18 protein-coding genes are annotated in these 20,251 nt (G+C 69.3%); 12 read left to right on the forward strand and 6 right to left on the reverse strand.

Annotation, left to right across the window (positions count from 1 at the left end; translation table 11 throughout):
* Positions 1–14: 14 nt before the first annotated feature.
* Positions 15–953 carry an SDR family NAD(P)-dependent oxidoreductase gene (locus WBG06_RS03750; RefSeq protein WP_336735168.1) on the reverse strand — a complete coding sequence of 313 codons (939 nt, stop codon included), beginning with the start codon at positions 951–953 and terminating at the stop codon, positions 15–17.
* 149 nt (positions 954–1,102) lie between these two features.
* On the opposite strand from WBG06_RS03750, the gene WBG06_RS03755 reads away from it, so the two are divergent.
* The gene (locus WBG06_RS03755; protein ID WP_336735169.1) at positions 1,103–1,531 is read left to right on the forward strand and encodes a peptidoglycan-binding domain-containing protein; all 429 of its coding nucleotides are present in this window, start codon (positions 1,103–1,105) and stop codon (positions 1,529–1,531) included.
* Positions 1,532–1,543: 12 nt separating this feature from the next.
* Here WBG06_RS03755 and WBG06_RS03760 read toward each other — a convergent pair whose 3' ends face one another.
* Positions 1,544–2,071 (reverse strand): dihydrofolate reductase family protein, encoded by a 528-nt coding sequence (locus WBG06_RS03760; RefSeq protein ID WP_336735170.1) that lies wholly within the window; start codon positions 2,069–2,071, stop codon positions 1,544–1,546.
* Positions 2,071–2,685, reverse strand: coding sequence for a dihydrofolate reductase family protein (locus WBG06_RS03765; protein ID WP_336735171.1), 615 nt, complete (start codon positions 2,683–2,685; stop codon positions 2,071–2,073). Before WBG06_RS03765 ends, WBG06_RS03760 begins: the two co-directional genes overlap by 1 nt.
* A gap of 105 nt (positions 2,686–2,790) precedes the next feature.
* Between WBG06_RS03765 and WBG06_RS03770 the strand changes: the two genes are divergently transcribed.
* On the forward strand, positions 2,791–3,279 hold the full coding sequence (locus tag WBG06_RS03770; RefSeq protein ID WP_336735172.1) for a winged helix-turn-helix transcriptional regulator: 489 nt from the start codon (positions 2,791–2,793) through the stop codon (positions 3,277–3,279).
* A gap of 116 nt (positions 3,280–3,395) precedes the next feature.
* Here WBG06_RS03770 and WBG06_RS03775 read toward each other — a convergent pair whose 3' ends face one another.
* Positions 3,396–4,544 (reverse strand): GTPase family protein, encoded by a 1,149-nt coding sequence (locus WBG06_RS03775; RefSeq protein WP_336735173.1) that lies wholly within the window; start codon positions 4,542–4,544, stop codon positions 3,396–3,398.
* Positions 4,545–4,655: 111 nt separating this feature from the next.
* Between WBG06_RS03775 and WBG06_RS03780 the strand changes: the two genes are divergently transcribed.
* Genes WBG06_RS03780 through WBG06_RS03795 form a run of 4 tightly spaced genes read left to right on the forward strand, consistent with a single transcriptional unit; the run spans position 4,656 to position 9,310 of the window.
* Positions 4,656–5,945 (forward strand): C39 family peptidase, encoded by a 1,290-nt coding sequence (locus WBG06_RS03780; protein WP_336735174.1) that lies wholly within the window; start codon positions 4,656–4,658, stop codon positions 5,943–5,945.
* 53 nt (positions 5,946–5,998) lie between these two features.
* On the forward strand, positions 5,999–7,303 hold the full coding sequence (locus WBG06_RS03785) for a M20/M25/M40 family metallo-hydrolase (RefSeq protein ID WP_336735175.1): 1,305 nt from the start codon (positions 5,999–6,001) through the stop codon (positions 7,301–7,303).
* Complete coding sequence (locus tag WBG06_RS03790) at positions 7,300–8,739, forward strand: MFS transporter (RefSeq protein ID WP_336735176.1); 1,440 nt, start codon at positions 7,300–7,302, stop codon at positions 8,737–8,739. The genes WBG06_RS03785 and WBG06_RS03790 overlap by 4 nt, the downstream gene beginning before the upstream one ends.
* Before the next feature lie 25 nt (positions 8,740–8,764).
* Positions 8,765–9,310: a J-domain-containing protein gene (locus WBG06_RS03795; RefSeq protein ID WP_336735177.1), complete on the forward strand. Its 546-nt coding sequence runs from the start codon at positions 8,765–8,767 to the stop codon at positions 9,308–9,310.
* Between the two features lie 109 nt (positions 9,311–9,419).
* Here the strand turns inward: WBG06_RS03795 and WBG06_RS03800 are convergent, their stop codons facing one another.
* Positions 9,420–10,376 (reverse strand): GlxA family transcriptional regulator, encoded by a 957-nt coding sequence (locus WBG06_RS03800; protein ID WP_336735178.1) that lies wholly within the window; start codon positions 10,374–10,376, stop codon positions 9,420–9,422.
* A 70-nt stretch (positions 10,377–10,446) separates the two neighbouring features.
* Between WBG06_RS03800 and WBG06_RS03805 the strand changes: the two genes are divergently transcribed.
* The 3 genes from WBG06_RS03805 to WBG06_RS03815 are packed head-to-tail and all read left to right on the forward strand — an operon-like array spanning position 10,447 to position 12,572.
* The gene (locus tag WBG06_RS03805; RefSeq protein ID WP_260173804.1) at positions 10,447–10,581 is read left to right on the forward strand and encodes a hypothetical protein; all 135 of its coding nucleotides are present in this window, start codon (positions 10,447–10,449) and stop codon (positions 10,579–10,581) included.
* 57 nt (positions 10,582–10,638) lie between these two features.
* Complete coding sequence (locus WBG06_RS03810) at positions 10,639–11,709, forward strand: HpcH/HpaI aldolase/citrate lyase family protein (RefSeq protein ID WP_336735179.1); 1,071 nt, start codon at positions 10,639–10,641, stop codon at positions 11,707–11,709.
* Positions 11,710–11,711: 2 nt separating this feature from the next.
* The gene (locus WBG06_RS03815; protein ID WP_336735180.1) at positions 11,712–12,572 is read left to right on the forward strand and encodes an HpcH/HpaI aldolase/citrate lyase family protein; all 861 of its coding nucleotides are present in this window, start codon (positions 11,712–11,714) and stop codon (positions 12,570–12,572) included.
* A gap of 43 nt (positions 12,573–12,615) precedes the next feature.
* Here the strand turns inward: WBG06_RS03815 and WBG06_RS03820 are convergent, their stop codons facing one another.
* Positions 12,616–13,638 (reverse strand): M48 family metallopeptidase, encoded by a 1,023-nt coding sequence (locus WBG06_RS03820; protein WP_336735181.1) that lies wholly within the window; start codon positions 13,636–13,638, stop codon positions 12,616–12,618.
* A gap of 239 nt (positions 13,639–13,877) precedes the next feature.
* Between WBG06_RS03820 and WBG06_RS03825 the strand changes: the two genes are divergently transcribed.
* From WBG06_RS03825 to WBG06_RS03835, 3 genes are all read left to right on the forward strand, one after another.
* Positions 13,878–14,891 carry a hypothetical protein gene (locus tag WBG06_RS03825; protein WP_336735182.1) on the forward strand — a complete coding sequence of 338 codons (1,014 nt, stop codon included), beginning with the start codon at positions 13,878–13,880 and terminating at the stop codon, positions 14,889–14,891.
* A gap of 261 nt (positions 14,892–15,152) precedes the next feature.
* A complete protein-coding gene (locus WBG06_RS03830; protein WP_336735183.1) occupies positions 15,153–16,436 on the forward strand; it encodes a choice-of-anchor P family protein in 1,284 nt (427 codons plus the stop codon).
* A gap of 183 nt (positions 16,437–16,619) precedes the next feature.
* Complete coding sequence (locus WBG06_RS03835; RefSeq protein WP_336735184.1) at positions 16,620–20,156, forward strand: (Fe-S)-binding protein; 3,537 nt, start codon at positions 16,620–16,622, stop codon at positions 20,154–20,156.
* Positions 20,157–20,251 lie beyond the last annotated feature (95 nt).

Below are 20,251 nucleotides of genomic sequence, written 5' to 3' on the forward strand. Positions count from 1 at the left end.
ATGCAGCCGAACCCTCACTCCCCTCGTGGAACTCCGCTGGGGAAGCGAATGCTCCGCTGCATACCTTGATGAACATCCCCTCCACGGGCCGCAGCAGAGTCCGGCGTACGCACGTGGGAGATCGCCATCGCGAGATCGGCCAGCCGGGGCGCCGCGATGTTGAGGACCTCGAAGGCCGATCCGAAGGCGCCGTCGACCGTCACCGGCCGGTCCTCGAGGGCGCGGACGACGCGGTCGGCACACTCCTCGGGGCTCTCGCCGCGGCCTGCATACTCCGCGGTCGGCGCGATCATCGCCGTGCGGACGATCGCCACCCGCATGTTGGTGCAGGTCACGTTGTCGAAGTAGGCCTCACGGCTCAGGATCCGCCCGAACACGTCGAGCGCCGACTTCGCGGCGATGTAGGCGGCGAACTTGGGCGCCTTGATCTGGTTGCCCCAGGTGACGATGTTGACCACGTGCCCGAACCGCTGGGCCCGCATCGCCGGCAGCAGGCCCATCGTGAGCCGGACCGCGCCGAAGTAGTTGACGGCCATCATCCGCTCGAAGTCGTGGAAGCGGTCGTGGGTCAGCTCCAGCGACCGCCGGATCGACCGGCCCGCGTTGTTGACCAGGTAGTCGACCGCGCCGTACTCGGCCAGCAGCCGCTCCACCAGTGCGTCGATCGAGTCGCCGTCGGTCATGTCGACGACGTACGTCGAGGCTCGGCCACCGCCCTCCGCGATGGTCGTCCGCACCCGCTCGAGCTCTTCCGCGCGACGGGCGGCGAGGAGGACGTGCGCGCCACGTCGGGCCGCGGCGTACGACGTCGCCTCCCCGATCCCCGAGCTGGCTCCGGTGATCAGCACGGTGCGCCCGGCCAGCGGGCTGGGACCACCGGTCACGGCCCGGATCATGCGCGCCACCCGGGCGCGCGGCGTCTGCAGGAGCGGGAGCGAGATGAGGCTGACCACGGTTCGCACCCTAGTGGTCATCGCCTCGATCCTGGCTCGGATCGTTTCCGCGGATTCGTTGGGTGCCGACACGGGTGGGCGACATCTAGCGTGACGCGTCGAGACTCGGGCTCGACGTCGCAACCGTCGCACGACCCTCAGGAGAGAACATGTCAGCCACCACCACCGTCCCGCGCACGTGGAAGCGGCGGATCGCCGGGATCGTCTCCGCGACCCTCATCGCGATCACCGGTGCGGCCGTCACCGGCCTGGCCGCCCCGAGCCCGGCGCAGGCCGCGACCTGCACCTCGTACAACTACTCCTACGGCGGCAACGGCACGTGCGTCCGCTACATCCAGACGCTGCTCAACTGGCAGCCGGGCATCGACCTGGTCGTGGACGGCCAGTACGGCAACCTCACGCGGCAGGCCGTGATCAACCGTCAGACGTCGTGGCGCTACTGGGACTCCTCGGTCGTGGTGGACGGCATCGTCGGCCCGCGGACCTGGGCCTACCTGTGCTCGCCCTACTACTACGGCACCGGCCCGGCGCAGTCCTACCCCTTCACCGTCGCCCGCGCGGCCGGTTGCCGGGTCTGAGGCCCCGGTTCCTCACGGACGGACAGGCGCGTAGCGGAGGTCGACCTCCCGGTGCGGGTCGTCGCCGATCAGGTTGTTCAACCTGATCGGCGCGCCGCCCGGGTTGTCGTAGAGGCGGACGCCGTCGCCCAGCAGGACCGGTGCGATGTGGAGATCGATCCGGTCGATGAGGCCGCGCTCGAGGAGCTGGCGGCCGATGTCGGCCGAGTGCACCTCGACGTTCTTCCCGCCGGCCGCGTCGATCGCGATCTGCAGCGCCTCCTCGACGTCACAGCTGAGGAAGGTGACGTGCTCCTGCGGCCGGGCGCCCTCGGGATGGTGGGTGAGGATGAAGACCGGGCCCTCCCAGTCGCCGTAGGGCATCATGTCCGGGTAGGCATCGTGGCCCTTGCGCCCACCCAGGACAGCGCCGAGCTGAGAGGAGTACGCCTCCTCGACCCCGGGCTGGCCGGTGACATCGCCCAACCACGCCATCCCCGGCTCGAGACCGTCGACGAAGCCGTCGAGCGACATCGAGAAGTGCCAGAGCACCGTGCTCATCAGGCCACCTGCTTCCGGTCGAAGGTGATGTGAGTGACGCCGCTCGGGGTCGTGACCGACTGGACGTCGTAACCGTCCTCGAAGGCCTCCAACCCGTCCCAGAGCCGTACGCCGCGGCCCAGGATGATCGGCGTCACGGTGACCTGCAGGTGGTCGACGAGCCCGGCCGCGAGGAACTCCCGGAGCGAGGAGGGGCCGCCGCCGATGCGTACGTCCTGGCCGGCGGCCGCCTCCCTGGCTTCGGCCAGCACGTCCTCGATCGGGGCGTTGCGGAAGTGGAAGGTGGTGCCGCCCTTCATCTCGATCGACTCCCGGGGCTGGTGGGTCAGCACGAACGTGGGCGTGTGGAACGGCGGCTCCTCGCCCCACCACCCCTTCCAGTCGGGGTCGTCCTGCCATCCCGGAGGCCCGAACTTGCCGGCTCCCATGATCTCCGCGCCGATGCCGTCCCAGGCACGGTCCACGAAGACGTCGTCGGCATCGTTCCTGGTCGGGAAGAACCAGTCCATCAGCCGATGGCCGGCGTGACCGAACGGCGCCTCCAGGCTCTGGCCTTCGCCGGTGGCGAAGCCGTCCAGCGAGATGCCGATGGTGTGAGCACGTACGCGTGACATTGCGATCTCCCTCGATCCAGAGTGATTGCACTTTGCAATCACTGGCTCCGAGAGTAGACTTTCCGATTGCAGAGTGCAACCACTATTTGATGCAGGAGCAGACGGGTGAGCGAACCCAGGTCGGGATGCCCGATCAACGCAGCCGTGGAGGTCTTCGGCGACCCCTGGTCGGTGATCGTGCTGCGCGACGTGATGTTCGGAAACCGGCGACACTTCCGCGAGCTGCTCACCAGCTCCGAGGAAGGCATCGCCTCCAACATCCTCAGCAGCCGACTGAAGAAGCTCGTCGAGGGCGGCCTGCTGACCAAGGAGCAGGCCGGCCGTGGCCAGAAGGCGGCCTACGCGCTGACCGAGGCAGGCATCCAGACCCTCCCGATCATGGTCGCGCTCGGCAACTGGGGGCTCGCCCATCGTGACGGCACCCGGCAGCTCCGCGTACGCGCCGAGCTGCTGCGCGATGCCGGGCCCGAGATGGTCGAGTCGTTCATGGACGAGCTGCGCGAGCTCCACCTGGGCACACCCCGGCCCGACCCGGACGCACCGCGTGCGAGCGAGCAGCTCGCCGCTGCGTACGAGGCGGCGATGGGCGGCTGATCCCGGGGGCGCATGTTGGTCTAGGTATGCAGCCGAGCTGTCGCTTCCCACGTGGAACTCCACCGGGGAAGCGAATGCTCGGCTACATACCTAGACCCACATCCCCCCGGCAGACCTCACTTCTCCTTGGCGTTGATCTTCAGCCGCGCGACCTGGGTCTTCAGCTCGTCGAGGAAGAGCGACCGGACGCTCTCGGTGTCGAGTGCGCCGTTGACCCCGCGCAGCTTGCCCTCGGCGAGCTTGACGCACACGGTCGACCAGGCGGCGCCGATGGCACCGGTGAAACCCGCCGCGACGGTGGCGTTGATCGCGCCGCCGCCGACGGTGCCGAACCCGGGGATCATCTTGAGCAGGTTGCCGGCCACGGTGCGGCCGGCCTGGGTGGCGGCCGCGGTGGCCGCGATCGAGGCCATCGCGGCCTTGTCGACCTCGATGCCGTAGATCGCCGAGATGCGCGCCATCATCCCGAGCTGGATCGGCACCAGGACGACCGCGTCGGAGAACGGGATCGGGGTCGCCCCGGCCGCCCCGGCGGCGGTCGCGGCGCCCGCGATCACGGTTTTCGCCTGCTCCTGCTTGCGCTTGAGATCCACCTTCTGCGCGGCGATGAGGGCGTCCTCGACGCCTGCAGGCGCGCATCGAAAGGTGGCATCAACAAGTTCCTGCAGTCCGTGGACCTGCTGGCCCGAGAAGTCATCGGCCTTGGCGTTCGTCAGATAGACCCGGGCACCGTGCACGGGCAGGCCCCGGGCGTCGATCTGCTGGGCGAACTCCACCGCGTCCGGGTGGTAGGCGCCGGTCGGCGAGGTCGGCACCTGGGTCATCACCAGCACGACCGGCAGCCCCAGGTCAGCGAGCTTGCGGATGAACGCCGCCTCGGTCTCCTCGAAGCGGCGGTCGGCGAAACGTACGGCATACCAGGCCACGTGGATCTGCTCCGACTGCGGCTTGCGGCGCCGATCCTGGATCAGCTTGGCGAGGTCCTTGATCACCCGGTCGCCCTCGACACCGATCTCCAGGCCCTGGGTGTCGAGCAGCCCGAAGAACCCGCTGGTGTGCAGGTAGAGCGTCGACTCCTTCGTCACCGGCTCACCGATCCCGGTTTTCGCCACCTCCGCCCCGAAGACGGCGTTGACCAGCGTGGACTTCCCGACTCCGGTCTTACCGAACACCGCCAGATTGAACCGGCCGATCTCCTTGGCCGACTCGGCATACCTCTTGTGGAACTCGTCCTTGAACCAGCCGTCGGAAGCGAAGTTGTTCACGGTGACCAAGGATGCCACCCGGTGCCGACGTTTCTCGGAAACTGCAGAGCGAGGGAGCCGAGTTGGCGAATTGCCCTGCCCGCGCCTCGGAGGAGGAATAGCCTGCCGGGCATGAGCCCACGGTCCCGCCTTGCGTACGTTGCTGCACTCGCCGCCGCAACCGTTCTGGTAGCACCCACGACTCCGGTCCACGCGGCCGAGCCTGAGACCCCCACCACCGATATCACTCTCACCCGCTGGGACAACGCCGGAGACTTCGCGAAGGGCAGCTCGAGCGGCCTGCTGCCGGGGAAGCACGGCGCCCTGCGGATCGCGGGCAGCACCGGCACGACCACCTACACCGACCCGTTCGGGGACGGCACGGCGAAGACCTACGAGACCGGCACCTGGACCTCACCGGTGGTCGAGACCGGCTACGCGATCGACGAGTCGGTCACCTCCTGGGACGTCGCCACCCCGACCGGCACCTGGGCCGAGATCCGGTTCCGCGGCCGCAAGGCGGACGGCACCTGGACGAAGTGGTTCGTGATGGGTCGATGGACCGCCGGCGACGACTTCGCAGCCGGCGACATCCACCGCACCTCGGTCAACGGACAGAACGACACCGACGCGGCGCTCTACACCGACACGTACGTCGCTCGGACCGGCAAGGAGCCCGAGGCGTTCCAGACCAGCGTCACCCTGCTGCGCCCGGAGGGCTCGACGGCGTCCCCGAGCCTGCGGTCGCTCTCGACGCTGACGAACGAATACATCCCCAGCTCGGCCTACCCCGGCACGAGCACGCCGACCCTCGACCGGGAGATCGACCTCGGGGTGCCGCCGTTCAGCCAGAACAAGCACCGCGGCGAATACCCGGAGTTCGGCGGCGGCGGACAGGTCTGGTGCTCGCCGACCTCGACGACGATGGTCCAGTACCACTGGGGCCGGGAGGTGCCCGCGAGCGAGCTCGAGGGGATCGTGGCGCCCAACGGCGACCCGCAGGTCGACTACGCCGCGATCAACACCTGGGACTACGCCTACGAGGGCGCCGGCAACTGGCCGTTCAACACCGCCTACGCCACCCGCTGGGGACTCGACGGGTTCGTGACCCGGCTGCGTTCCCTCGCCGAGGCGGAGCGGTTCGTGAAGGCCGGCATCCCGCTGGTCGTCTCGGCCAACTGGGACCTCGAGGAGATGCCCGAGTCCGGCTACGGCACCGACGGCCACCTGCTGGTCATCGGCGGCTTCACCGCCGAGGGCGACCCGATCATCTACGACCCCAACTACCCCTCCAACGACCAGGTCCGCAACGTCTACACCCGGGAGAACTTCGAACGGGTCTGGCAGACCTCGACCGACGGGATCACCTACGTCATCCACCCGCATCAGGTGAAGCTGCCCGGGAACGCCACAAACTGGTGACGGACCCACCACCGGGGTGACCCGCACCACGGTGGTGGAGCTAGGTTTCGGCCATGACACTCGACGCCGTCGCCGCTCTTCAGGCCGCCCTTCGAGCCCCGACCGTCAACGACGGCTCGGGGGCGGAGGCGGCGGCGTTCGAGCAGCTCCACGAGGCGCTGCGCCACCACTTCCCGCTGCTGCACTCGACGCTCGACCTCACCCCGGTCGGCAGCCACGGGCTCCTCTTCCGCTGGCCCGGCGCCTCGACCGAGAAGCCGGTCGTCCTGATGGCCCATCAGGACGTCGTACCGATCGCCGGGGAATGGACGCACGATCCGTTCGGCGGTGAGATCGTCGACGGCGTGATCCACGGGCGCGGCACGCTCGACGACAAGGGCCAGCTCGTGGCGATCTGCGCCGCGGTCGAGGAGCTCCTCGCGACGGGGTTCGTGCCTGCGTACGACGTCTGGCTGTCGTTCGGCTCCGACGAGGAGACGACCGGCGAGGCGGCGCGGGCGGCCGTCGAGGAGCTGCGCTCCCGAGGGGTCGAGCCGTGGTTCGTGCTCGACGAGGGCGGCGCGGTCGCGTTCGACGCCTTCCCGGGTGTCGCCGCGCCGATCGGGGTCGTCGGCGTCGCTGAGAAGGGCACCACCGACGTACGCCTCCTGGTGACCGGCGACGGCGGCCACTCCTCCACCCCGCGGCAGAACGGGCCGACCGCCCGGCTGGCCCGGGCGATCACCCGGCTCGACCGGATGTCGATGCCGGTGCAGCTGCCGGCGCCGACGGTCGAGATGTTCGAGCAGATCGCGCCGTACGCCGCCAAGCCCCTGCGCCCGGTGCTGGCCAACGCCGGCCGGCTCGCGCCGGCACTGGCCCGGCTGCTGCCCCGGCTCGGCCCGGAACCCGCCGCACTGGTCCGCACCACCGTCGCGATCACGACGCTCGAGGGCAGCCCCGCGGCCAACGTCATCGCCTCAGCGGCCTCGGCCGGGGTCAACCTGCGGATCATGATCGGCGAGACGGTCGCCGAGGTCGTCGAGCGGCTGCGCGCAGCGATCGGCGACAAGCAGGTCCAGATCGAGGTCGTCCGCGCGGGCGAGCCGTCGCCAGTCTCCCCTCGTGACGAGGCCTTCACGACGATCACCGACGCCATCGCGGAGGTCTTCCCGGAGGCGGTCCCGGCGCCCTACACGGTCATGGCCGCGACCGACTCACGCTTCTTCTACGAGATCAGCGACCGGGTCTACCGGTTCGCGCCGTTCCGGATGACCGCTGCCCAGCGGGCCACCATCCACGCCGCCGACGAGAACATCAGGGTCGATGACTACCTCGACGGAATCCGTTTCTACCGAAGGTTGATCGAGTCGCTGTGACCACCGAAAGTCAGCGCACCGGCGTCCAGAAGGCCGCCCACGGAATCTGGGTGATCGTCGGCTTCCTGGTGGCCGTCGAGTTCGCCAGCGGCATCCTGCAGGGTTACTACACCCCGATCTTCTCCGACCTCGCCGACCATCTCGGCGTCTCCGACGCCGACCTCAACTGGCTCGAGGCCGGACAGCTGATCGTCTCCGCGCTGTGCGTGCCGCCGCTCGCCCGGCTCGGCGACCTGATCGGCCACAAGAAGGTGCTCCTGCTGGCGACGGGCGTCACCGCGGCCGCCACCTGGTGGACCGTGGTCGCTCCCGACTTCGGCTCGTTCCTGGTCGCCTGGTCGATCCAGGGCGCCTACGTCATCTGGCTGCCGCTCGAGGTCGCCATCGTCCACAAGCGCACCGGGGGTGACACCGCGCTCACCCGGCGGGCCGCGGGGGTCCTGGTCGGTGCGCTGCAGCTTTCGGTGATCATCGGCGCGGTCGCCGCCGGCGCTCTCGTCGGCGTGCTCCCGATGTGGGTCATCCTGTCCTTCCCGGCCGTGGCCGTGACCGCGGTCTTCGTCGTGATCGCCGTCGGCATCGAGCCGGACTCCGGCACCAGCGGCGGCGCCTTCGACTGGCTCGGGCTGGCGGTGCTGACCGTCGTGCTCGGCCTGGTCATGGCGGGCCTGGTCGGCGTACGTGTCCTCGGAGCGGGGTCGATGCTCGCCTGGGCGCTCGTGCTCCTGGGTCTGCTCGCACTGATCCCGTTCTGGCACATCGAGACCGCGCTGGACGACGCGGGGCAGCGCGAGCCTCTCATCGACGTACGTCTGCTCGTCTCGCGCGGGCAGTGGCCGATCCAGCTGACCGCGTTCCTCTTCGGGATGTCGGTGCTGGGAGCGCAGATCCCGCTGTCGACGTTCGCACGCACCGACCCCGCAGAGGCCGGCTTCGGGCTGGGAGCGGGCGCGTCGTTCGTGTCGTTGCTGATCGCCGAGTACGTCATCGCGATGGCCGTCTCCGCCTTCACCCTGCCGCTGTGGGCACGGTTCCTCGGACCGGTGCGGGCGCAGGCGGTCGCCTGCTTCCTGGTGGCCGCGGGCTATCTGATGTGGCTCCCGTTCCACGACACCACCGCTCAAGGACTCCTCAACATGGCCGTCGTCGGGCTCGGCTCGGGCGCACTGGTGGCCTCGCTCCCGGCGGCGGCCGCCGCCGCCGCACCGTCGTCCCGCACCGCGTTCGCGACCGGCATGACCAACGCCACCAAGACCGTTGGCGGCGCGATCGCCTCCGCGGTCTTCGCGATCGCGCTCGCCGCGGACGGCTCGATCAGCGGTGAGGCGCACGCGCCGCTGTCGGGCTACCTGACGGTGTGGGCGGTCTGCGGCGTCACCGCTCTCGTGGCCGGGCTGCTGCTTCTGCTGCCCCGCCGCGCTTCCAGCACTGGGTAAACTTTCCGACGCTGGAGGTGACCACATGACCACGAGCGAAGACCGTCCCGACGAGCGCCCGGAGACGCCGACGCCCCGCCTCGACGATGCTGCGAGCAGGTCAGCGGCCGCCGCCCGCATGCAGGACCAGGTCAAGTGGGTAGATCTCCAGGTGCAGCAGTCGATCCAGCGCGGCGAGTTCGACAACCTGCCCGGCGCCGGCAAGCCGATCAAGAACCTCGACCGCGACCACGACCCCGACTGGTGGGTCAAGCAGCTCATCGAGCGCGAGCAGATCGTCGTGCTCCCCCGGTCCGTCCAGCTCCGCAAGGACGACGCCGAGCTCGACGGCCTCCTCGATCGCGAGACCACCGAGGACGGCGCCCGCAGGATCATCGAGGAGTTCAACGAGCGTGTCATCGCCGCTCGCTACGGCGCCCCCGAGGGCCCGCCTCTCATCACCATGCCCCGCGACGTCGAGGCCACCCTCGACGAGTGGCGCGAGCGCCGCGCCGCGCGGGTCGAGGCCGCCAAGAACGTACGCCGCCAGGAGGACGCACGGAAGCGTCGCTGGTGGCAGCGGCGGCGGTGAATGTTCACCGAGGTAGCTCGGTGGAACGCCACTGTCTTCATGGAACTCCGCGAAGCAGGCGAGACCGGACCGAGTTACCTCGGTGGGCGTTCAACGCATCACCCGGACGCTACCCGACCTCACGCCGCGAGAACCGCGTCCGATAGCGCCCAGGAGTCACCCCGACCTCCGAGATGAACCCGGCCCTGAAAGTCACCGGCGAGTAGTAGCCCGCCTCGTGGCTGACCCGGTCGATCGGGAGGTCTGTGGTCTCCAGGAGGGTCTTGGCGACCGCGATCCGCTCGGCGGTCACCCAGCGCATCGGGGTGGTGGCCAGATCGCGCTCGAAGCGCCGGGCGAGGGTGCGCGGCGAGACCGCGGCGGCGGCCGCCAGGCGCTCGAGGGCGACGTCCTCGTGCAGGTGGGCACGGAGCCAGGTGCGCAGCTCGTCGAGCCAACGGGCCTGCTCGGTGAGCGGGTCGGCCGCGACGTACTGGGCCTGGTCGCCGTCGCGGTGCGAGGCGATGACCAGGTTGCGGGCGATGGTGTTGGCGGCGTGCTGGCCGTGGTCGGTTCGGATCAGGTGGAGGCACAGGTCCAGGCCCGCGGCCGAGCCCGCGCTGGTCAGCACGCCGTCGTCGACGTAGATCGCCCGCGGGTCGAGCTCGACCCCTGGATACGTACGCCGGAACAGGTCCGCCCAGCGCCAGTGGGTCGTGGCCCGGCGACCGTCGAGCAGCCCGGCCTCGGCGAGGGCGAAGGCGCCGGTGCACAGCGAGACCATCCGGGCTCCGGCCTCGGCGGCCCGGCGGAGCTCCCGGACCAGGGTCGGGCTGACCGGATCGCCCGGCCGGATCGCGGGGACGAGCACCGTGTCGGCCGCGGTCAGTGCGGTCATCGGCCGGTGCGGGGTCAGCCGCGGCCCACCATGGACACGTACGCCACGCAGGTCGCCGCACAGCACCACGTCGTAGAGCGGGCTGGCGTCGTGGTCCCAGTCGTAGCCGAGCGCCTCGAGCGGCATCCCGATCTCGAACAGGGTCATCCCGTCGACGATCGGGATGGCGACAGACGGCTTCACTGACATGGCAAGAATCTATCATTCATAGTCAATTCTGCCACTCCTCGAACCGGCCCAACGCGAGCACGATGGAGTCATGACCAGCTACCGGAAGAACCCCAGCAAGCTCCGCACCACGGTGCGCTCCGTCCTCGCCGGCCTCGACGCCGGCGCCCGGATCCGGCACGGCGCCCGCGTACCGAAGGACCACCCCGCCCGACGTCGACCGTGATCGTTACAAGCCGAGACGCCTACCGGCCGGTAACCCCCGGCCGTTAGGGTGACCGGCATGAGTCACAAGAGCCCTAAGGACTTCTTCGCGCCGTTGGCGGTGGGCGCCCCCGCACCGCTGCGGGAGATCCCGGCACGGCCGAGCCGCGCGATCCACTTCTTCGACCCGTCGAACCCGAAGATGGCGGCCAAGGTGCCGGCCATGGTCGGCACCGTCGACGTCCTCCTCGGCAACCTGGAGGACGCCGTCAAGGCGGACAACAAGGTCGCCGCGCGCGAGGGCCTGGTCGAGATCGCCAAGGCGACCGACTTCGGCAAGACCCAGCTCTGGACCCGGATCAACAGCCTCGACTCCCCGTGGGTGCTCGACGACCTCATCACCCTGGTCACCGAGATCGGCGACAAGCTCGACGTCGTGATGGTGCCGAAGGTGCAGGGCCCCGAGGACATCCACTACGTGGACCGGATCCTCGCCCAGCTCGAGGCCAAGGGCGGCGTACAGCGGCCGATCCTCATCCACGCCATCCTCGAGACCGCGCGCGGCGTGGCCAACGTCGAGGAGATCGCGCTCGCCTCGCCGCGGATGCAGGGCATCTCCCTGGGCCCCGCGGACCTAGCAGCCGACCGCAAGATGAAGACCACCCGCGTCGGCGGCGGCCACCCGGGCTACCTGGTCCGGCAGGACCCGGTCGACGGCGACATCCACGGCAACCGCACGGTCTTCCAGCAGGACCTGTGGCACTACACCATCGCGAAGATGGTCGACGCCTGCGCCGAGGCCGGGATCTACCCCTACTACGGCCCCTTCGGCGACATCACCGACGTGGTCGCGGCCGAGGACCAGTTCCGCAACGCGTTCCTGCTCGGCTGCGTCGGCACCTGGAGCCTCCACCCGAAGCAGATCGAGATCGCCAACCGCGTCTTCTCCCCCAGCGTCGAGGACATCAAGCACGCCCGCCGCGTCGTCAAGGCGATGGGCGACGGCACCGGTGCGGTCATGCTCGACGGCAAGATGGAGGACGACGCCTCGCTCAAGCAGTGCCTCGTCCTCGTCGACCTCGCCGAGGAGCTGGCCGCCATCGACCCGAAGCTCAAGGAGCTCTACGACACCATCGAGATCGAGGACTGATCATGACCGAGACCTTCCGTCCCCTCCGCTCGGTCCTCTACATGCCGAGCTCCAACACCCGTGCCCTCGAGAAGGCCAAGACGATCGCCGCCGACGCGCTGATCCTCGACCTCGAGGACGCCGTCGCCCCCGACGCGAAGGCGGAGGCGCGCGAGAACGCGGCCGCGGCCGTGAGCTCGGGTGACTACGGCAACAAGTACCTCACCATCCGGATCAACGGCGCCGACACCGAGTGGCACGCCGACGACCTGGCCGCCGCCGCCAAGGCCGGACCCGACGCGATCGTGGTCCCCAAGGTCAACTCCGCCCAGCAGGTCAAGGACCTCGTCGCGGCCTTCGAGAAGGCCGGCGTCCCGGAGGAGACCAAGCTCTGGGCGATGATCGAGAGCCCGTACGCCATCCTCCACACCGAGGAGATCGCCTCGGCCTCCGAGCGGCTGACCGTGCTCGTCCTGGGCACGAACGACCTGGTCAAGGAGCTGTACGTCGACCACGTCCCGGGCCGCACGAACCTGGTGACCTCGCTCCAGCTCGCGGTGCTCGCCGCGCGCGCGAGCGGCAAGGTCATCCTCGACGGTGTCTACAACAACGTGAAGGACGCCGAGGGCTACGCGGCGGAGGTCGAGCAGGGCCGGATCTACGGGTTCGACGGCAAGACCCTGGTCCACCCCTCCCAGGTCGAGGCCGCCAACGCCGGCTTCGCCCCGAGCGAGCAGGCCGTGGCCGACGCCCAGGGCCTCATCGAGACCTGGGAGGCCAGCGACGGCGGCGTCGTGACCTACAACGGCAAGATGGTGGAGAACCTCCACGTCGAGTCCGCACGGCGCACGCTGAGCATCGCAGAGGCCATCGCCGCGCTGTGACAGCGCCGGCCTGGCGGCCGTTCGCCGCCAGGCCGGACCCACCTCAGGCCCCGTCCCTCGCGTTGCCCTGCAGCTTGTCACCGAGCCAGTTCAGCGCGCCGCCGACGGTGCCACCGATGTCTTTCACGAGCTTCGACAACGCGTCTCCGGCACGGGCGAAGCTCTGCGAGTAGTGGTCCGCGGCTTCGCGCGCCGCGTCGGAGATCTTCGCGTCCGCGTCTCCGGACCGCCGCGGATAGTCGCCGGTGAGGATCTTCGCGTACGCCCCGGAGTCGATCCAGCGACGCGCCTCGGTCGCACGAACGACCCCCATCGGATGGCTCCGCTGCTCGAGCAGCAGGAGCTTGAGGATCGAGTCACGTACGTCGCCCGCCTCGGAGTACTCCGAGCCCTGGGCCAGGAACGACGCCGGGTCGAGCTCGTCGAGCTGGACACCACCTGCCAGCTTCATGTGGGTGCGCAGCACTGCGGCAGGATCCTGACACACCAGCAGGCCGGCACGGTCGGCCGACAGCTCGGCCTTGCGCGACCACTCCATGAGTGCCGCGATGATCACCCGGATGCCCAGCGCGCCCAGCGGAACCGCACTCCACAGTCCGCTGAACTGCATCAGTCGCAACAGCAGCGTGCGGTAGACGGCGTGTCCGGACAGCGCATGTCCCAGCTCGTGTGCGATCGCGAACCGCAGCTCGTCGTCGTCGAGCAGCTCCACGAGGGCCGAGTTGAGCAGGATCATCGGCCGGTCCATACCGATGGTCATCGCGTTCACCGTCGGATCGGTGGTGACGTACAGCTCGGGCAGCTCCTTGGCATCGAGAACTCGTCCGGCATCCATCAGCAGATAGTGGATACGCGGGAACTGCCGCTCGTCGACCCGGACAGCATCGCCCAGCAGTGACAACCGGGTCACCCGTTCGCTGATCAGGCCGTTGACAGCCTTGAGCACGGTGTCGAAGCCTCGCAGCTTACGCAGAGCGACCAGTGCACCTCTGTCCGCCGGATGCTCCCATGCACGGGAGCTGATCTCGGGAAGAGCGATGCGGGAACGGGTGATCGTGGGAGACATGGGCACACAGTGTGGCCAGGCAGCCGACTCGGCGCTGACCGATTCCCAATCCGACTCAGGGTTGTTGCCCCACGAGTCCCACATACCCCAGGATGTATCTGGTTAGTTACCCGCTCCCCCATTTGGGCGGATCGGTAACTTTTTTCCGAGAAGAAGGTGACAAACAGTCGCGATTCTGGTTCCGTTACGTGCTGCGCGACACAACCGACACTCGCTACGCGCTCAGGAGACAGCGTCAGATGACTGAAGCGAACCGTCGGCCCGCGACGGGGGACCGCTCGAACGTCCCGCCCACGCCGGCTCGACACCCCGCACCACCGATGCTCCCCACGAACGGGACCGCGCCCGACCCCCTCGAGATCGCCCACCGGGCTCTTCAGGGGATGACACCGTCGGACGAGTCATGGTTCACCAATCCCCGGACGAACCCGACCAGCGTCGTCCGCCGACGCCCCGATGCCGCGCCCTTCCGGCCGACACGGCTCGACTACCAGCGGCCGCTGCCGCCGCCCTCCCGGCTGCCGCAGTACGCCTACCACCCCAGCCCCTATGCGGCCCAGCAGCTGCACCCCGCAGGGCCGATGATCTTCGCCAACCCCGCGATGCCGCCGTACGCCGCGATGCAGGTGCCAACCCGGGACGGCTCCTCGGCCGCCCCGCGGCCGATGCCGAGGGCCCGGCGCAACCGGAAGGCGGTGCTGCTGCCGCTCGCCGCGATGGCGATCGCCTCGGCCGGGATCGGCGCCTACGCCCAGGCCAACGTCGACCCCGGTGCCGAGGCGCAGCAGTTCACGGCGGGCGCGGACACGTACGCCGCGGTGCCCGTGGCGGACAGGAGCAGCGAGCAGCAGGTGATCGACGCTCCTGGGGTGATCGCCCCGGAGCAGATCTCGCCCTTCTCCGGGCCCGCGCGCCCCACGAATGTCGCCAAGCACTCCAACGGCAACTACGACGCACCGTCGGCCGCCGACACCTACGGCGGCGCCCACTCCGCCACCAGGGACTTCTCCACCCCGCAGACCGGTAACACCCTGGCGGACAAGGGTCCGGCGCCGAAGCCCGCTCCAGCCCCTGAACCGGCGCCGCAGCCCGAACCCGAGCCGGAACCCGCCCCCGAGCCGGCGCCCGCCCCCGCACCAGCACCAGCACCAGCACCGCCGGCACTTTCCGACACTGTGATCGGTCCCTTGCTCGACACCGCGACCGGCGTCGTCGGCACCCTCACCGGCATCAAGATCGATCTGACCCCGTAGACCCGGGTTCCCGTGACGGGCCGCGACCTCAGCCGAGGTCGCGGCCCGTTTGCGTACGCCTGGATGGTGTGGCCCTAGTCAGGACGGGCCATTCCGAAAAAGGACCTCGGTCCCGATAACTTCCGTGGTTTTCTCTCGTTTGAGCGTTGTGCCACCCCATAACTCGGGAGTGCGCCAGGTTCCCCCGGATCTGGCAGGTGGCACGGCCCCGTAGCGGGGATCTTGGGGGATCCCCACCGCAGAATCGGAGTCCAACCAACAATGCGAAGCATTCGTACGCTCGCGCTGTCCGCAGCCGCTGCCGCCGTCGTCGGCGCAGTCCTGGTTGTGCCGGCGCCATCACAGGCCGCACTCACGGAGACGTCCTTCGGGATGTTCGCCAGCGGCTTCGGCACCCGCGTGACCGGTGGAAGCATCCCGGCCAACTCTGGAGACCTCGGATACCAGACCATCGGGTGCACCCGTAAGGCTGGCTACGACGTCAACAACAACACCGCCGGCGCCAAGGTGCCCGGTGTCGGCACGATCGGCGCGACCACGACCAAGCAGCGGACCGTCAAGTCCGGCTCGACGGTCAAGTCCATCTCGGAGCACAAGATCGCCGACGTGGTGCTCGACAAGAGCCCGCTGGGCAAGGTCACCATCGAGGGTCTCAGCTCGGTCTCCCAGGCATGGTGGGACGGCAAGGGCTACAAGGCCGACTCGAACGCCAAGATCGCCCACATCGTTCTCGACCCGGCCGGCCCGGGCCGCAAGCTCGACCTTCCGATCCCCGGCCGTGACAAGCCGCTGGTCATTCCCGGCATCGCCACGATCGGCATCGGCAACGTCGTCGAGCAGGCCAACGCCGACGGCGCGCTGTCCTACGCCAACGGCATCTGGATCAAGCTCCACGGCACCGACTCCGAGGTCATCGTCGGTCGCTCGCGCGCCGAGATCAACGGCCAGGCCTTCACCGCGGTGTTCAACGGCTTCTCCAACTCGGTCGACGCCACCGCGCTCGGCGGTGTCGTCAAGGTCGGCAAGAACCCGCTGACCAACGCCGGCTGCGCCGGCACCAAGGGCAAGCTGAAGACCAAGTCCATTGCCGGCGTGCCGTTGGGCGAGGCGGGCAAGGTCCTGGACGTCAAGGGCCTGACCAGCGGTCAGCGCTCGAACCAGACCAAGACCACCGCCGAGGGCTACACCTTCGGTGAGGTCGCCAGCGTCAACATCGGCGACGGCGCGATCCGCATCGAGGCCATCCGCGCCCAGGCGAACGTGAAGTACGTCAAGGGCAAGGGCTCGACGTCGTCCTCCGCGGGCACCAAGTTCGGTGACATCTACATCGGCAAGGAGAAGGTCTCCCTCGCCCAGCTCGGGTCGGCGCTCTCCCGCGTCAACATCCCCGGCCTGGCCAAGATCGAGACCAACGTCATCGTCGAGCGGAGCAAGAACCTGATCGAGGTCGTCGCCCTGCGGCTGACGCTCCTCGACGCGACCGACGGCACCAAGTCGATCGTCAACATCGGTCACGCGAAGTTCAAGGTGAACGCCAACAAGTGAAGCCTTGACCCACTGAGGCTGTCCTGAGAAACGGCCCGCGACCCGACCAGGTCGTGGGCCGTTTCTTCACATGTAAGTTACCGACGGGTAGTATCAACGCACCCTGACCGAGCCGAACCGAGCACAAGCACTAGGCTCGGGGTAAACCGGTTCGTCCTGCCCCCTGATGAGGAGCGCCTAGGCATGTTGCAGATCATCGCCATCGTCGTGTGTCTCGCGGCCACGGTGGCCACCGCCTATCTGGTGATCAAGGCGGTCCGGTCGATGCTCGCGGTCATCAAGATCGGTACGCCGATCAGCCGCGTCGACCAGCCGCTGGCCCGCACCCTGACGATGTTGAAGGAGACCGTCCTCCACACGCGCATGCTGCAGTGGACCTGGGTCGGGATCCTGCACTGGTTCGCCTTCGCGGCGTTCATCGTCCTGTCCACCGCGGTCGGCGCGGCCTACTTCCAGCTCTTCGACCCGGAGTGGACGCTGCCGGTGGTCGGCAAGCTCTTCGCGTACGAGTGGATCGCCGAGGTCCTCGGCCTGCTGGGCGCCCTGGGCATCATCCCGCTGATCATCTACCGGCTGACCCACCAGCCCGCGACGATGGGGCGCAAGACCCGGTTCTACGGCTCCACCCAGTGGCAGGCGTTCTTCGTCGAGGCGATGGTGCTCGTGGAGAGCGCGGCGATCCTGTTCATCCGCGGCGCGGAATACAACCTGGCCAAGGCTCACGGCGGCGAGGTCGCCGAGCACGCCACTGCGTTCCACTTCCCGATCTCGCAGTTCTTCGGCGCCCTCTACCCCACCGGCGCCGACGCGATCCCCACCCTCGAGAACATCATCTACGCGATCGCCGCGTTCAAGATCATCACCGCGCTGATCTGGCTCGCCGTCGTCTCCACCCACCTGACGATGGGTGTCGCCTGGCACCGCTTCACCGCCTGGTTCAACATCTGGTTCAAGCGTGAGCCGGGTTCGCGTACGTCCGACACCGACGGCGCCCGTCCGCTCGGCACCGCGCTCGGCGCGATCAAGCCCATGCTCATCGACGGCAAGCCGGTCACCCTCGAGGACGTCGAGGAGGACCGCATCCCCGAGGACGCGATCCTCGGCGTCGGCTCGATCCAGGACTTCTCCTGGAAGGGCATCCTCGACTTCACCACATGCACCGAGTGCGGCCGCTGCCAGTCGCAGTGCCCTGCCTGGAACACCGAGAAGCCGCTCTCGCCCAAGCTGCTGATGATGGGCCTGCGCGAGCACGCGTACGCCGCGGCCGCCGACGGCGACCTCAAGGAGAAGCCGCTCATCGGCAAGGCTGACGGCGCGCCGGAAGGTGCCGAGGGCAACGCGGAGGTCCTGGACTGGTTCTACAACCCCGAGGACGGCGGCTTCGTCATCGACGAGGACGTGCTCTGGTCCTGCACCTCCTGTGGTGCCTGCGTCCAGCAGTGCCCCGTCGACATCGAGCACGTCGACCACATCATGGACATGCGCCGCTACCAGGTGCTCGTCGAGTCCAACTTCCCCTCCGAGCTCAACGGTCTCTTCAAGGGCCTCGAGGGCAAGGGCAACCCCTGGAACATGAACGCCAACGCGCGCATGGACTGGGCCAAGGACCTGCCCTTCGACGTCAAGGAGGTCGGCAAGGACATCGAGTCGCTGGAGGAGGTCGACTGGCTGTTCTGGGTCGGCTGCGCCGGCGCCTACGAGGACCGCGCCAAGAAGACCACCCGCGCCGTGGCCGAGCTGCTCGACATGGCCGGGGTCTCCTTCGGCGTGCTCGGCAACGGCGAGACCTGCACCGGCGACTCCGCCCGTCGCGCGGGCAACGAGTTCGTCTTCCAGGGCCTGGCCCAGCAGAACGTCGAGACGTTCAAGGAGTTCAAGGTCAAGAAGGCCGTCACCACCTGTGCCCACTGCTTCAACACGCTGAAGAACGAGTACAAGGAATTCGGCATCGAGCTCGAGGTCGTCCACCACACCCAGCTGCTCAACCGTCTCGTACGCGAGGGCAAGCTGACGCCGGTCGCGGACGGCGCCGGCGCCCACAAGCGCTCGATCACCTACCACGACCCGTGCTACATCGGTCGCCACAACGGCGTCTACGAGCCGCCGCGCGAGCTGCTGCAGATCATGCCGGGTGCCGAATACAAGGAGATGCCCCGCAACTCCGAGCGCTCCTTCTGCTGTGGCGCAGGCGGCGCCCGGATGTGGATGGAGGAGAAGATCGGGTCGCGGATCAACGAGAACCGCACCAACGAGGCCGTCGCCACCGGCGCCGACCAGATCGCGGTCGGCTGCCCGTTCTGCCGCGTCATGCTCTCCGACGGCCTCACGAAGGCCCAGGCCAACGGGGCCGCCCGTGAAGAGGTCGAGGTTCTCGACGTCGCGCAGATGCTGCTCGCGTCCGTGAAGGGCGAGCAGGCGACCAAGCTGGCGCCGGGCGAGGGCGCGAAGGTCGGTGCCACCGCCAAGGCCGCGCCGGCGGTCGAGGAGGCCGCTCCGGCTGCCGGTGCTGCCGCAGGTGCTGCTGCCGCCGGCTCGTCGCTCTTCGACTCTCCTGCCGAGACCACCGAGAGCCCGAAGGCTCCGGCCGACGCGTCCTCGCTCTTCGACACCCCTGCGCCGGCCGAGCCCGCCTCGGGCGGTGCGTCGGGTGGCGGGTCGCTCTTCGACACCCCCGCTCCGGCCGCCGAGCCGGAGAAGCCCGCCTCCGGTGGCTCGCTGTTCGACGACAGCTCGTCGCTCTTCGACACTCCTGCGCCTGCCGAGGAGAAGCCCGCGACGTCGGGCGGGTCGCTGTTCGACGTGCCCGCCGACAAGCCCGCCGACAAGCTGGCCGAGGAGCCGGCCGAGGAGCCTGCTACCGATCTCGGTGCCGGCGGGTCGCTCTTCGACGTACCCGCCCAGGAGACGGAGCCGGCCGCGCCCGAGGCGAAGGCCGAGCCCGCTGCCCCGGCGCCGGCGTCCGAGGAGCCTGCCGTCGACCTCGGTGGCGGCGGTTCGCTGTTCGACATCCCGGCCGCACCTGCCGAGGAGGCCGCGCCGGCCCCCGCGGCGAAGTCCGCGCCTGCTGCCGAGCCCGAGGCGCCTGCCCCTGCCCCGGCTGCCGCACCGGCCGAGGAGCCGAGCATCGACCTCAGCGCGGGTGGCTCGCTCTTCGACATCCCGGCGAGCGAGCCCGAGCCCGCTTCGGCGAAGACTCCCGAGGCCGCGGCTCCGGTCGAGGCTGCTCCGGTCGAGGCTGCTCCGGTCGAGGCTGCTCCCGTCGAGGACGCGACTCCGGCCGAGACCACGACGGAAACCCCGGCCGCGCCGGTGGCGCCTGTCGCGGGTTCGGGTGTGACCTCGGAGCCGAAGACCGACGTCGACTTCGACAGCCTCGGCTCGCTCTTCGACATCGAGGCTCCGGAGGGCACCGTCGCCGCCGCAACTCCGGCCGCTCCGGCCGCTCCGGCTCCGGTCGCCGAGGCCGCACCTGAGGCCGAGTCCGCGGAGACCGTGGTCGAGGACGCGCCCGTCGAGGACGCGCCGGTCGACGAGAAGCCGGCCGAGGAGAAGCCGGCCGAGGACGCTGCCGTCGAGGTGGAGGCCCCGGCCGAGCCGGAGCCCGAGGCCACGGCTGCTCCCGCACCGGAGTCGAAGCCGGCCCCGGCCGTGAGCGGAGAGGCTCACACGCCGCGTACCGACGTCGACATCCACGAGGCGGGGTCGCTCTTCGACCTCTGACCCGCCGCAGTCCGCTGCACCAGACGATGACACCCTGCGCCTCCGCGCAGGGTGTCATCGTCATTTCAGGCCGAGACCGAGCGAAGCGCGAGGCG

It is taken from the genome of Nocardioides sp. CCNWLW239, assembly GCF_037137035.1.
Lineage (GTDB): Bacteria > Actinomycetota > Actinomycetes > Propionibacteriales > Nocardioidaceae > Nocardioides.